Source organism: Actinomadura sp. J1-007 (genome assembly GCF_009793335.1).
Lineage (GTDB): Bacteria > Actinomycetota > Actinomycetes > Streptosporangiales > Streptosporangiaceae > Spirillospora > Spirillospora yumaensis.
In genome coordinates this window covers 400414-412671 of sequence record NZ_WING01000003.1, presented here as the reverse complement: position 1 = coordinate 412671, position 12258 = coordinate 400414, and the positions used below count along the sequence as shown (strand labels likewise).

General features: G+C 74.4%; 10 protein-coding genes and 2 pseudogenes. 6 read left to right on the top strand and 6 right to left on the bottom strand.

Going from position 1 to position 12258, the window contains the following annotated elements; translation table 11 throughout:
- Positions 1–9: 9 nt before the first annotated feature.
- The 5 genes and pseudogenes from GEV43_RS43290 to GEV43_RS43280 all read left to right on the top strand — a co-directional run bounded on the left by GEV43_RS43290 (position 10) and on the right by GEV43_RS43280 (position 3649).
- Positions 10–890 (top strand): IS5 family transposase gene (locus GEV43_RS43290; protein ID WP_309240252.1). Its coding sequence is split into 2 segments (ribosomal slippage): positions 10–363 and positions 366–890, totalling 879 coding nucleotides; the frame shifts between segments, so codons are not numbered across the junction.
- Positions 891–1219: 329 nt separating this feature from the next.
- Positions 1220–1378, top strand: a pseudogene (locus tag GEV43_RS54370) (TetR/AcrR family transcriptional regulator); the annotation flags it as partial.
- 14 nt (positions 1379–1392) lie between these two features.
- Positions 1393–1584, top strand: coding sequence for a hypothetical protein (locus tag GEV43_RS52745; RefSeq protein WP_241684490.1), 192 nt, complete (start codon positions 1393–1395; stop codon positions 1582–1584).
- A gap of 55 nt (positions 1585–1639) precedes the next feature.
- Positions 1640–1861 carry a hypothetical protein gene (locus tag GEV43_RS52740; protein WP_241684489.1) on the top strand — a complete coding sequence of 74 codons (222 nt, stop codon included), beginning with the start codon at positions 1640–1642 and terminating at the stop codon, positions 1859–1861.
- A gap of 9 nt (positions 1862–1870) precedes the next feature.
- The gene (locus tag GEV43_RS43280) at positions 1871–3649 is read left to right on the top strand and encodes a DUF885 domain-containing protein (protein WP_206681686.1); all 1779 of its coding nucleotides are present in this window, start codon (positions 1871–1873) and stop codon (positions 3647–3649) included.
- A 49-nt stretch (positions 3650–3698) separates the two neighbouring features.
- Here GEV43_RS43280 and GEV43_RS43275 read toward each other — a convergent pair whose 3' ends face one another.
- Positions 3699–4757: a substrate-binding domain-containing protein gene (locus GEV43_RS43275; RefSeq protein WP_309240293.1), complete on the bottom strand. Its 1059-nt coding sequence runs from the start codon at positions 4755–4757 to the stop codon at positions 3699–3701.
- Between the two features lie 188 nt (positions 4758–4945).
- On the opposite strand from GEV43_RS43275, the gene GEV43_RS43270 reads away from it, so the two are divergent.
- A complete protein-coding gene (locus GEV43_RS43270) occupies positions 4946–5353 on the top strand; it encodes a MarR family winged helix-turn-helix transcriptional regulator (protein ID WP_160827003.1) in 408 nt (135 codons plus the stop codon).
- A gap of 458 nt (positions 5354–5811) precedes the next feature.
- Here GEV43_RS43270 and GEV43_RS43265 read toward each other — a convergent pair whose 3' ends face one another.
- The 5 genes and pseudogenes from GEV43_RS43265 to GEV43_RS43245 form a co-directional block, all read right to left on the bottom strand.
- Positions 5812–6825, bottom strand: coding sequence for an alpha/beta fold hydrolase (locus GEV43_RS43265; RefSeq protein ID WP_309240292.1), 1014 nt, complete (start codon positions 6823–6825; stop codon positions 5812–5814).
- 645 nt (positions 6826–7470) lie between these two features.
- Positions 7471–8731 (bottom strand): annotated as a pseudogene (fmdA, locus tag GEV43_RS43260) (formamidase).
- A 143-nt stretch (positions 8732–8874) separates the two neighbouring features.
- Positions 8875–9531: an AmiS/UreI family transporter gene (locus GEV43_RS43255; RefSeq protein ID WP_160826448.1), complete on the bottom strand. Its 657-nt coding sequence runs from the start codon at positions 9529–9531 to the stop codon at positions 8875–8877.
- A 19-nt stretch (positions 9532–9550) separates the two neighbouring features.
- On the bottom strand, positions 9551–9859 hold the full coding sequence (locus GEV43_RS43250) for an FmdB family zinc ribbon protein (protein ID WP_160826447.1): 309 nt from the start codon (positions 9857–9859) through the stop codon (positions 9551–9553).
- A 110-nt stretch (positions 9860–9969) separates the two neighbouring features.
- Entirely contained in the window at positions 9970–10983 is a 1014-nt protein-coding gene (locus GEV43_RS43245) for an alpha/beta hydrolase (protein ID WP_241684487.1), read from the bottom strand.
- Positions 10984–12258 lie beyond the last annotated feature (1275 nt).

Here is a 12258-nt window from a genome sequence, read left to right as displayed (position 1 = left end):
GTGGCCATGGTGCGTCGACACGAGTTGACCGACGCGGCCTGGGCGCGGATCGAGCCGTTGCTGCCGGTCGCGTCCGGGCCTGGCGGGCGGTGGCGTGATCACCGGCAAGTGATCAATGGGATCTTGTGGAAGATCCGCACCGGTGCCGACTGGCGGGACGTCCCGGACCGGTACGGGCCCTGGCAGACCCTCTACCAGCGGTTCCGCCGCTGGAGCGCCGACGGGACCTGGGAGCGGCTGCTGGCCCACGTCCAGGTCCACGACGATGCGGTCGGTGCGGTGGACTGGTCGGCGGTATGCGTGGACTCCACCATCGTGCGGGCCCACCAGCACGCCGCCGGCGCCCGCAAAAAGGGGAACACCCGGGGACGAAACCGGCATCGCTCGCAGCAGAGCAGGCACTGGGGCGATCCCGCGGCGGGCTGACCACCAAAGTCCACCTGGCCTGCGATGGGCGCGGCCTGCCTCTGGCATTCACCCTCACCGCCGGCAACATCAACGACTGCACCCGGCTCATCGAGGTCGTCGAAGCCATCGAGGTCCGACGCGCCGGCCCGGGCCGTCCACGGGTGCGGCCCGGGCACCTGATCGCCGACAAGGGCTACTCCACTGGCATCATCCGCGGCTATCTGCGGCGACGGCGCATCCCGCACACCATCCCTGAGCGCAGCGATCAGCTGGCCGCCCGCGCTCGCCGCGGGCATCGCCGCTGCGGCTTCGACTCCGACCGCTACCGGCGCCGCAACGTCGTCGAACGCTGCTTCAACCAGCTCAAACGCTTCCGCGGTCTGGCCACCCGCTACGAGAAGCTCGCCGCGCACTACCGCGCCGTCGTCACCATCGCCAGCCTCGTCCTGTGGCTCAACCACGATCCACAAAACACGGCCTAGGCGGTGGGCTTGCCGGTGACCCTGGAGATGGGGTCGAGGGACGGGGTGATGGCTGGGACCTCGTTGCCGCCGCGCTGGGCAGGCCGCGGTCGCCTCCGCGCTGGGCAGGCCGCGCTGGGCAGGCCGCGCTGGGCAGCTCGTGGGAGGAGGGCCATGGGGGCAGCCCGTGGGAGGACCGTGGATGCGGTGGGTTCCCGGGGTGTAGTTCATGGGAGCGGGTCGCGGGGGAGCGGGCCGCGGGGGCGGATGGGGTGGATTTTGCGGAGGGGTTTCGGGGGGTGGATCACTAGGGTTGGTGCGGGATCGCTGAGACGTTGAGGAGCATCGCCATGGCCAGGCCCCGTGACCCGCATCGCCGTACGGAGCTGCTGGACGGGGTGATCGGGTATCTGGCGGAGTACGGGCTGCTGATGCTGTCGATGCGTCCGCTGGCCGAGCATCTGGGGCACAGCACGCGGGTGCTGACGCATCATTTCGCCGACAAGCAGGAGTTGCTGGGGCGGTGCTGGCGCGGCTGGACGAGCGGCAGCGCGCGTGGCTGCGGGCGATGCCGGGCTGGGACGGTGAGCGCGGGATGGGCGACATCGTGCGGGCGACGTGGGAGGCGCAGCTCGCGGAGGAGAACCTGCCGTTCACGCGGCTGGTGCACGAGATCGAGGGGCTGGCGGCCGGGGGCGGTTGGCGGGGCAGGTGACGACGCTGCTGGCCGACCGGATCGCGTTCGTGGCCGAGTCGTTCCGGGTGCGGGGGTGCCGTGGGACGCGGCGCGGCGGTACGCGACGGTGCAGAACGCGGCGTTCGCGGGGTTGCAGCTCGATTTCCTGAACACCGGGGAGCGGGAGCGGGCGGAGGAGGGTGTCGCGTGGCTGGCGGCGCAGGCCGACCGGTGGGTCGCGGAGGCGGCGGGGTGGCGGGTCTCGGTGCCGACACATGATCGTAAAGGCTTCGACAGGGTCGGGGACGGTCCGTAGCCTGGCCCGGTGAGCGCTCTGGATGATCTTGCCGATCGTTATGTGGACGACTTCGCCGCGCTGGAACCGTGCATGGCGGCGCTGATGGGGATCGCCGGTCAGGAGGCGAACCTCACCGACTACGGTCCTGAAGGCCATGCGGCCCGCGCGGACCTGGCGCGCCGTACGCTCGCCGAGCTCAACGCCCTGACCGCCGGCGACTCGGCCGCTGCGGACGGCAACGCGGCAGGCGGGGACGCGGCCGGGGGCGGTGTGCCGGGCGATGCGTCCTCAGGGCCGTCCGCAAGCGGCGCGCCGGGAGGCGGAGGCGCGGGCGGCGGGGACGGGGCGCGTGCGCGGGCGGCGCGGATCGCCGCGCAGGTGCTGCGCGAACGGTTGGAGACCGACCTCGCGTTGGACGCCGCCGGTGTACGCGAGGGGTATCTGGACACCATCGACGGGCCCGTGCAGCGGCTCCAGCAGGCGATCGAGCTGCTGGACCAGGGGGCCGACACGCCGTGGGAGGCGATGCGTTCGCGGCTGGCGGGGCTGCCGGGCGCGCTGGAGGGGCTGCGGGACGGGCTGGTGCGGGCGCGTGAGCACGGGCGGGTCGCGGCGCGGACGCAGGTGCTGCGCAACGTCGAGGACTGCCGTCACCTGCCGCGCTACCTGCGGTCGCTGCCGCCCCGGTACGGCGAGGGTCCGTTGCGGGCCGCGCTGGACGTGGCGGCGGACGCCGCGTCGGCGGCGGTTTCGGCGTTCGGGGCGTTCCTGCGCGATGACCTGGCGGCGCACGCGCCCGAACGCGACGCGCTGGGCGCCGACCGGTACGCCCTCGGCGTGAGGGACTTTTTGGGGACGCGGCTGGATCTGGAGGCCACGTACGCGTGGGGCTGGGAGGAGCTGGCGCGCGTGGAGCGGGAGATGGCCGCGGTCGGCGCGGAGATCCTGCCGGGCGAGCCGGTCGAGGCGGTGCGGGCGGCGCTGGACGCCGATCCGGCGCACCGGGTGCACGGCGCGGAGGCGTTCCGCGACTGGATCCAGGAGCTGGCCGACCGGGCGATCGCGGAGCTGGACGGGACGCACTTCGACATCCCGGCGCCGCTGCGGCGCGTCGACTGCCGCATCCCGCCGGCGGAGGCGGGGATCTACTACCTGGCGCCCGCCGAGGACCTGTCCCGGCCGGGGACGGTGTGGTGGACGGTGACCGATCCCGACATCGTGACCTGGACGGTCCCGGCGACGATGTTCCACGAGGGGGCGCCGGGCCATCATCTCCAGTGCGGCGGGGCCACCTTGAACACCGCGACGCTCAACCGGTACCAGCGGACCTCCAGCGAGCTGTATCCGGGGGCGTGCGAGGGGTGGGCGCTGTACGCCGAGCGGCTGATGGACGAGCTCGGCCACTACCGCGACCCGGGGCACCGGTTCGGGATGCTGGCCGGGGGGCAGCGGTTCCGGGCGGCGCGGATCGTGCTGGACATCGGCCTGCACCTGGAGCTGCCGATCCCGGCGGGGACGGGTTTCCACGAGGGCGAGCGGTGGACGCCGGCGCTGGCGCGCGAGTTCCTGCGGGCGCACACCGGTCCGGAGACCGACGCGATGATCGCGTTCGAGATCGACCGTTATCTGGGGCGTCCCGCGCAGGCCATCGCCTACAAGCTGGGGGAGCGGGTGTGGCTGGAGGCGCGTGAGACGGCGCGGCGCCGCGACGGCGCGGCGTTCGACCTCAAGGCGTTCCACCGCGACGCCCTGGATCTTGGCCCGATGGGGCTGGATCTGCTGCGCGCCGAGCTCACCCGCCCCTGACCTCCCCCGCGCGCCCCGCGCGGCCAGCGCGGCCCGGGTCCGCGCGGGGTCAGAGGGGTTGGAGGACGTCGAACTCCAGGCCGTCGGCGACGGCGAGGAACACCGGCTGGCGCAGGTGCCGGTCGCGGAGCTCGACCGGGCCGCGCGGGCCGTCGTAGCCGAGGCCGTCCGACACCGCGGTCATGGTGCGGGCGTCGACGGTGCCGGCGCGGCGGGCCAGGGCGTCCAGGAGCCGTACGCCCTCGTAGCAGGACTCGCCGAGGCTGTTGAGCATGGGGGCGTCCACGCCGAACCGGCGGTGGTAGCGGGCGCCGAAGTCCAGGCCGCCGGCGGTCGGGAGCGCCTCGAAGTAGCCGGCCGCCGCGTACAGGCCGCGGGTGCTGGCGGCGCCGGTGGCCAGCAGCATGTTCTCGTCCATCAGCGGGGAGAACCGGATCCGGTCGTCGTCGAGGCCGGCGGCGGCGAACGCGCGGTTGAACGCGACGGCGTCGTCGCCGACCAGCAGCATCAGCACCCCCTCGCCGGTGCCGGCCGCGATGCGGCGCAGCGCGCCGGAGAAGTCCTGCGTGCCGTAGGGGACGAACAGCTCCTCGCTGACCGTTCCGCCGACCTCGGCGAGGTAGCGGCGGATCGCGCGGGCCGAGCGGCGCGGCCACACGTAGTCGTCGCCGACGACCGACCAGCGCCGCACGCCGAGCTCGTCGGCGAACCAGCGCAGCGCGGGCCGCAGCTGCCGTCCGGGCGTCTCCCCGGCGAGGAACACCCACGGGGTCCGTTCGCCGCCCTCGTACAGCGGGGTGTAGACGTAGGGGACGCGGCCGGCGATGCGGGGCGCGACGACCTGCCGTACGGCGGAGATGTGCCAGCCGGTGACCGCGTCGACCTCGCCCGCCGAGACCAGCGCGCCGACGGCGGCGGCGACGTCGGGCGGCGGGGCGCCGCCGTCGACCACGCGCAGCCGCACCCGGCGTCCGAGGGTGCCCGCGCCGGCGTTGAGCTCCTCGACGGCGAGTTCGGCGCACAGCTCGCAGCTCGGCCCGAAGATCCCCGCCGGGCCCTGCAACGGCACCACCAGCGCGATCGTCAGCGTCTCCGGGGACGTCCGCACGGCCACCACCCCGGTCCCGAAGCTTTCCGCGGGAACAATTGGTCGGTGAACGGTAACCTGGGGCCACAGATGAAGGCAACAGACACCGCGCGCGGCGCCGACCGCACCCCGGCGCCCGGACCCGCGGACACCGGCCCAGGAGCTCCCCGGGTGCCGCTCCCGCACCGGCGCGCCCGCCCGCGCCCGACCTGGCGTACCTGCTGACCTCGCTGGAACGGCGGATCGCCGCCCGCCTCGCCGCCGCGCTCGCCGCGACCGGCTGCACCCCCGACGAGTGGCGGGTCCTGGCGCTGCTCGCCGACGGCGCCGGGCACCCGATGACCGAGATCGCCGAGTACGCCCTGCTGCCCCCGCCGACCCTCACCAAGCTCGTCGACCGGATGGTCGCCGCCAACCGCGTCTACCGCCGCGCCGACACCGCCGACCGCCGCCGCATCCTGGTGTTCCTGTCCGCCCGCGGCCGCCGCGAGCAGCAGGCCGTCGCCGCCGCCGTCGACGCCGAACGCGACGCCCTCGCCGCCCGCGCGGGCAAAGAGGAACTCGACCTCCTCGCCGCCCTCCTCACCCGCCTCACCGAACGCCTCACCACCGACTGACCCACCGACTGACCCGCCGGCTGGCCCCGCTCCGGTCCGCCCGCCCGCGCCTGAGCCAGCTCGTCCCGTCCGAACCAGCCTTGACCAGCTTTAGCCAGCCTTAACCTGCCTGAACGCGTCCGAATCGGCCTGACCGCGCCCGACTCCGTCCGGGCCGCGGCCCGGCGGGACCGCGGTCAGCCGGGCGGCGGAGCGGGCGGACCGGGGCGGAGCAGCCCGGGCGGCGGCGGGGCCGGGGGCTCAGCAGGGATGTGGCGAACAGAGGCGTGGCGAACAGACCGCCCGGCTGGATCGAGGTCAGCGGGACCTGCCAGCAAGGGCCGTCCAGCAAGGGCCGTCCAGCAAGGGCCTGCCCAGCAGGGACCCACTCAGCACGGGTGCGCCCAGCAGGGGTGCGCCCAGCAGGGACGGGACCGCGCGGGGACAGAACCGCGTAGGGACGGGGACCGCGCGCGTGGTCAGGAGGCGAGCAGGTCCCGCAGGGCCGCGTCGATGAACGCGGTGTCCTCCGGATTGCTGCCGTGCCCGGCGAAATGGCCCCACACGCCCGGGATCACCCGCAGTTCCGCGCCAGGGATGTGCCGCACGGCCCACGCCTCGTCCTCCGGCGGGAAGTACAGGTCCTTCTCCGCCGGCATCACCAGTGACCTGGCCTTGATCGACGCCAGCGCCTTGACCGTGTCGCCGCCGAACCCCGGTGTCAGGCCCACGTCGCCGTTCTGCCACGTGTCGGCCATCGTCACCAGGTTGTTGGCGTCCCGGTCGTCCAGGAAGAACCCCTCCCAGAACCCCACCAGGAAGTCCTCCAGCGACGTGTACCCCATCCGCTCGTACACCCGGTCCCAGTAGAACGCCTGCGAGAACCCCCACCCCGCGTACACGCGGGCCGCCGCCCGCAGGCCCCGCGTGGGCGGCGAGTCGTACCAGCCCTCCTGGAACGCCGCGTCCGCCCGCAGCGCCGCCTTCACACCCTCCAGGAACACCTTGTTGTGCAGGCTCGTCCGCGACGACCCGCAGAACGGCGCCATCCGCCGCACCATCTCCGGATGCGACACCGCCCACTGGTAGGTCTGCCCCGCGCCCATCGACCAGCCCGTGACCAGCTCCAGCCGCTCGATCCCGAACCGCTCGGTCACCAGTTTGTGCTGCGCCGCCACGTTGTCGCGCACCGTGATCGCCGGGAACCGCGCCCGGTCGTACGGCGGCGGCGTGTTGCTCGGAGAGCTCGACAGCCCGTTGCCCAGCATGTTGGGCACGATGATGAAGTACCGCTCCGGATCCAGCGCCATGCCGGGCCCGATCAGCCACTCGTTGTCCCAGTGCCGCCCCGAGTACCACGTCGGGTACACGATCGCGTTCCCGCGATCGGGCGCCAGTTCCCCGTAGGTCTGGAACGCCAGCCGCGCCCCGCGCAGCGTCGCCCCGCACTCGACGGTGAAATCGCCCAACTCGAACACCTGATGGTCGCCCACCGGCCACCCCTCCCCACGCGAACGAACACACACGCGCCCCTCCGCACCTGCGAAGACACGCCTAACGACCCTAAACACACCGCCCGACGGCCAGGAACGCCGGGGACCGCCCGGACCGTTCGGGGGACTGCCTGGAGGCCGCCCGCGGCTGCCCGGGGAGGCCCCGCACGGCCGCGCCCGTACAAGGACCCCCGGACACGCCCCCCGGACCTCGGCCCCGGCGGTGACTCTGACCCGGGCTCCGGCGGCGATCGGTGCCCGCGTCCGCTCCGTCCCACTGCGGGGCCGGGACGGAGCGGACGCGGGAGGCGACGGAGCGGCGAACGCAGCGGAGGGCGCAGCGGGCGCGCAGCGGCGAGGCGGAACGCGTCCGTCCCGCGCAGGAGCGGCCACGGCCCGCGCGCACCGACGGCCCGCGCGCACCGTTCGCCCGGCTCCCGCCAGCACCGGCGCCGCCCACCCGGGAGGCCGGGCCGCTGGTTGCCGTCCGACCGCCCCGGGGCCCGACCGGGACGTACCGGGACGCGTCGCCGGGCGGACGGACCGGGCCGGACGCGTCGCAGGGGCGCGACCGCCGGACAGTCCGCACGGGGCGCACAGGCCGGACGGTCCGCACGAAACGCACAGCGCCGGGCGGGACGGGGGTCAGGAGGAGACGGCGCACGTTCCGCGGTCGGCGCGGCGGGGGCCCTCGGCCGTGGGGCGGATGTCGAAGTCGAAGATGGCCGTCGGCAGGTACAGCGAGCAGCAGGCGTTGGGGATGTCGACCACGCCGCTGACCCGGCCCTCGATCGGCGCCGCGCCCAGCAGCAGGTACGCCTGCTCGCCGCTGTACCCGAACGTCTTCAGGTACTCCACCGCGTTCAGGCACGCGTTGCGGTACGCCACCGTCGCGTCGTTGTAGAGGTTGGTGTCGGTGTCGTGGTCGACCGAGATCCCGATGAACGACACGAACTCGGTGTAGCGCGGCTCGACGTTGCCCGGCATGAAGATCGGGTTGGTCGTGACGCCGTACTTGGCCATCCCGCCCTTGATGAGGTCGACGTGCATGTCGATGAAGCCGCCCATCTCGATCGCGCCGCAGAACGTGATCTCCCCGTCGCCCTGGCTGAAGTGCAGGTCGCCGCCCGACAGCAGCGCGCCGGGCACGTGCACGGGATAGAACACCCGGGCGCCGCGCGTGAAGTTCTTGATGTCGTGGTTGCCGCCGTTCTCGCGGGGCGGGACGGTGCGGGCGCCGTCGCGGCCGACGGCGGCCAGGCCCTCCCCGGTCAGCGACCCGCCCAGCACGCCCTCGGCGAGCGGCGGCAGTGCCAGCGGCGGCACCCGGTCCGGGTCGGTCGCGATCAGCGCGCGCTCGCGCGCGTTCCAGCGGGCCAGCAGGTCCGCCGACGGCGCCGTCCCGAACAGCCCCGGGTGCGTGATCCCGGTGAACCGTACGCCCGGGATGTGCCGGGACGTGGCCTGCTGTCCGTGGAAGTCCCAGATCGCCTTGTAGGCGTCGGGGAAGCGGTCGGTGAGGAACCCGCCGCCGTTGTGCTTGGCGAAGATCCCGGTGTACCCCCAGCCCTGGCCGGGAGCGGGCCCGCGCGCCGGCTCGTTCGGCCCGTGCGGCACCGGACCCAGGTCCAGGATGTCCACGATGAGCAGGTCGCCGGGTTCGGCGCCCTCCACCGCGATCGGCCCGGACAGCATGTGCGCGACCGACAGGTCGACGTCGCGCACGTCGTTGGCCGAGTCGTTGTCGCCGATCTGCCCGTCGGTCCACTCGCGGCACTCCACCCGGATCTCCTGCCCCGGCCGCACCGTGATCGCCGGGGGACGTCCGGATGCCACCGGTTGTGCCCGGGGCCTTCTGATCGCGCATCGAACGCGCCTGGTCGACGGTGAACACCACATCCGGCATGACGTACCTCCCAGAATCCCGCCGGCCCGCGCGGGCCGTACGGACAACCGAAACCCAACGATCGATCCACCCCGGCCGACGGCGCGGGGGCTCTTCCGCCGGGGCCGCCCCGCGCCCCGGCGGCGTTCCCTGGTCCCTGCGGATCACGGCGCTGGAGCCGCGCCCCCCGCCGCTCCCGCCTCGCCCGGCCCGCCGGCGCCCGGTGCGGTCGTGCGCGCCGGCCCGGCGAACCGCCACAGCACCGCGAACGCCGCCACGCACACCGCGCCCAGCCCGGCCGCGAACCACCCCGACGTCGTGTACCGGTCGGTGAGCAGCAGGAACGCGGGCAGCACCGCGGTCAGCCACGCCTCCACCAGCGTCACCCACGCCGCGTACCCGGTGAGGCGCTCGCGTTTGAGGCCGAACACCGCGAAGTACAGCAGCCACAGGAACGACCACAGCAGCCAGATGACGCCCAGCGGGTAGTCGTGCTCGTCCACGAAGCTGACCAGCCCGAACCCGACCGCGGCGACCGCGACGAACAGCGAGAACCACCCCACCCCGGAGGTGTCCAGCCCCGCCAGCGTCCCGATCCCCACGTACAGGTAGGTGAACCCGAACAGGTACAGCCCCGCCGACGCGCCGATCTGCCCGGTGTCGCCGTCCGCCGCCACCAGCAGCAGCGTGGGCAGCACCACCTGGAGCGTCCCGACGAACAGGTTGAGGACCGCCGCCGACCGCGGTTCGACCCGTCCCAGCAGCATCAGCGCGTTGACGAACAGCACCGCTCCGACGTACAGCAACCCCACGCTCGCCATCGCCGCCTCCAGTCCGCGCTCAGGGCCTGGGCAGCCGGGCGCGGCGGGGATCGGGCGCCGGGCCCGGCCGCCGCCGCGCGGGCGGCACCGCGTTCACCACCCGCGGCTCGTGCGCGGACGCCTCCTGCGCCGCCAGCGCCCGCCCGAGCGCGCCCGGCGTCCGCCGCACGCCCGGCGCGGTGAACACCCGCCGCGCCGCGCCCGCGCACGCCGGGCACCGCTCCGTCCCGCCCGCCTCGCCCATCGGCCTGGCCACCCCGAACGGCCCGCACTCCGGGCACCGGTACTCGTAGACCACCACGAAGACGCCTCCCGCCGGTTCCGGCACGACCGAATTACTTCCCGTAGAAACTATTTCCATGGGAAGCGTTCCGTCAATGCCCCGGGCCCCGCCGCTTCCCGCCCCGGCACGCGCGGCGGGAAGCGGATCAGGGCGGATCAGGGACGCGGCGGGGGAGCGGCGGGCAGGCCGAACAGCGCGCGGACGGCCGCGCCGATCTCCGCCACCGCCTCCGCCGGACGCCGCGCGAACGAACCCCACCCCAGGTAGCCGTGGTCCAGGCCCGTCCCCGCGACCAGCGCCACGGGAACCCCCGCCTCCCGCAGCCGCGCCGCGTACGCCTCGCCCTGGGGCCGCAACCGGTCGTACTCCGCGGTCGCGACCACCGCCGGCGGCAGCCCCCGCACCGTTCCCGCCAGCAGCGGCGACACCTCCGGCGAACCCCGGTCCGCGTCCCGCACGTACATCGCCAGGACCCGTTCGACGCCCGACGGCCCGAACACCAGCCCGTCCGGATCCGGAGCGGCGGGCGGCACCTCCCGCAGATCCAGCGCCGGATACACCAGCACCTGCGCCGCGAGGCCCTCCCCGCGCAGCCGCGCCGCCGTCACCGCCGCGATCTGCCCGCCCGCGCTGTCGCCCGCCACCCCCACGCGCCCGGCGTCGAACCCCAGCCCGGCGGCGTGCGCGGCCACCCACCGCGTCGCCGCCGCCGCGTCGTCCACCGCCGCGGGGAACGGATCCTCCGGAGGCCGCCGGTAATCCACCGACACCACCCCCACCCCGCACGCCGCCACCAGCGCCCGCACCACCGGGTCGTAGCACTCCACATCGCCCAGCACCCAACCGCCGCCGTGGAAGTACACCAGCCCCGGAACCGGCCCCGGCGCCGGACCGCCCTCCCGCCCGGCGGGCAGGTACGACCGCGCGTGCAACGGCCCCGCCGCCCCGTCCACGACCAGATCCCGAACGGCACCGACCGGCACCCGCGGAACCGCGGCCAGATCAGCGGCATGCGCCCGCCGCGCCTCCGCCACCGCCCCCCGCCCACCCCGCTCCGCGGCGCGCGCCCCCGCCTCGTCCCGTTCCCCCGCGTGCCCGTGCGCCTCTGCCTGCGCTTGCGCGGCCAGGCGGTGCCGCATGAACGCCAGGTACTCCGGATCCCGTCCCATGGCACTCCCTCCCACCCCACGCCCCCCACTCGGGACCGAGAACCCGAACGCCGGTGGCCGACTCCCGGCACCACACCAGTCGCCCCCTGTCGCGCACAAGACAGCAGGACACAAAAACCAAGCCCAGCAGCAGCACACCCCGCGCACGCGGCCTAGCTGACGCGGCCCCGCTGGACGAGCACGGCCACCACCCCGCACCGGCCCGGGGCAACCGCCAGGCCCGCTCGCCCCCTCCGACCTTGCCCAAGCCGCCCCCCTTCCGTGCCGGCACCGTCGTCCTCGCCGTCGCCTGCCACACCGAAGCCGACACCGACAACTCCGGCCTACGCCCGCACCGCTCCCGCTCCCGCGCTCGCAGGCGAGTGGCCTCGGCGCGAGGTGGGCCGCTTGGGGCGGACCGAGCAGAAGCGGACACTCGGTCATCCGCAGATGACGCGACGGAAACGCGTGCGCCGGGCTGCACGACGGCCCGGCGATCACCGTCGGGGCGACGAGAACCACGCCGTGGTCGCCTGGGCCTGCGAACCGGCGAGGTGCTCAGGAGGGGAAGGCGGACGACGACCCCGCCACCGCGGTGACGGCGGTGCGGATCGACGGACGCCTGAGTTTCGCCTCCGGCGGCACCATCGCCCTGTGGGAACCGTTTCAGGACGAGCCCGTGGAACTGGCCGTCGCCCCGACGAGGCCGTCCTCGACCCGAGCACCGAGACCGCCGACGACCGTCTCGCGCTGATCGCGAAAGGCAACGACGGGCGGGGTCTGGGACCCGCGATCCGGGCAGGGGACGGCCTGGTGGACGACCGTGCGACGGCCCCCGGGGAATCCTCACGTCGGGGGAGCCTCAGACCAGAGGGAGCGGGGAAGCCTCGGGCCCGGAGCCTCAGGGGGGAGAGGGGCGGGCGGTGGAGAGGGGCGGGTGGGAGGAAGGGCGTCGGGTGGAAAAGGGATGGCGCGGGTGGACGGGGCCGCCCTACGATCGGGCGCCATGTGTTCAAGCGTGACGAACCACGCGGTCCAGGCGACCGCGTGCGCCCTGCCGTTCATGCGGATGCGCGAGCGTCGCCCCGCCCTGGACCGGCCAGAGCGCGCCGGCGCCTGACACCGACCTCTCTCGCGGACCATTGCTGTCCGCCGCCGTGCCGCGCCGCGCCTGTGTGACCCGGCACGGCCGATACACCCGTGAATTCGATTCACGGGCCGTCGCGTTGTTGTGCCGCGCCACGCCCGCAGGGGCGCGTGTCCAGGGCCTCCGAGTGTTCCCACGACCAACTCGGA

Excerpts from the sequence above, each read along its gene's own strand:
- GEV43_RS43255 (WP_160826448.1), bottom strand. The coding sequence starts at position 9,531 with ATGGCGAGCGTGGGGTTGCTGTACGTCGGAGCGGTGCTGTTCGTCAAC.
- GEV43_RS43245 (WP_241684487.1), bottom strand. The coding sequence starts at position 10,983 with ATGGGACGGGATCCGGAGTACCTGGCGTTCATGCGGCACCGCCTGGCC.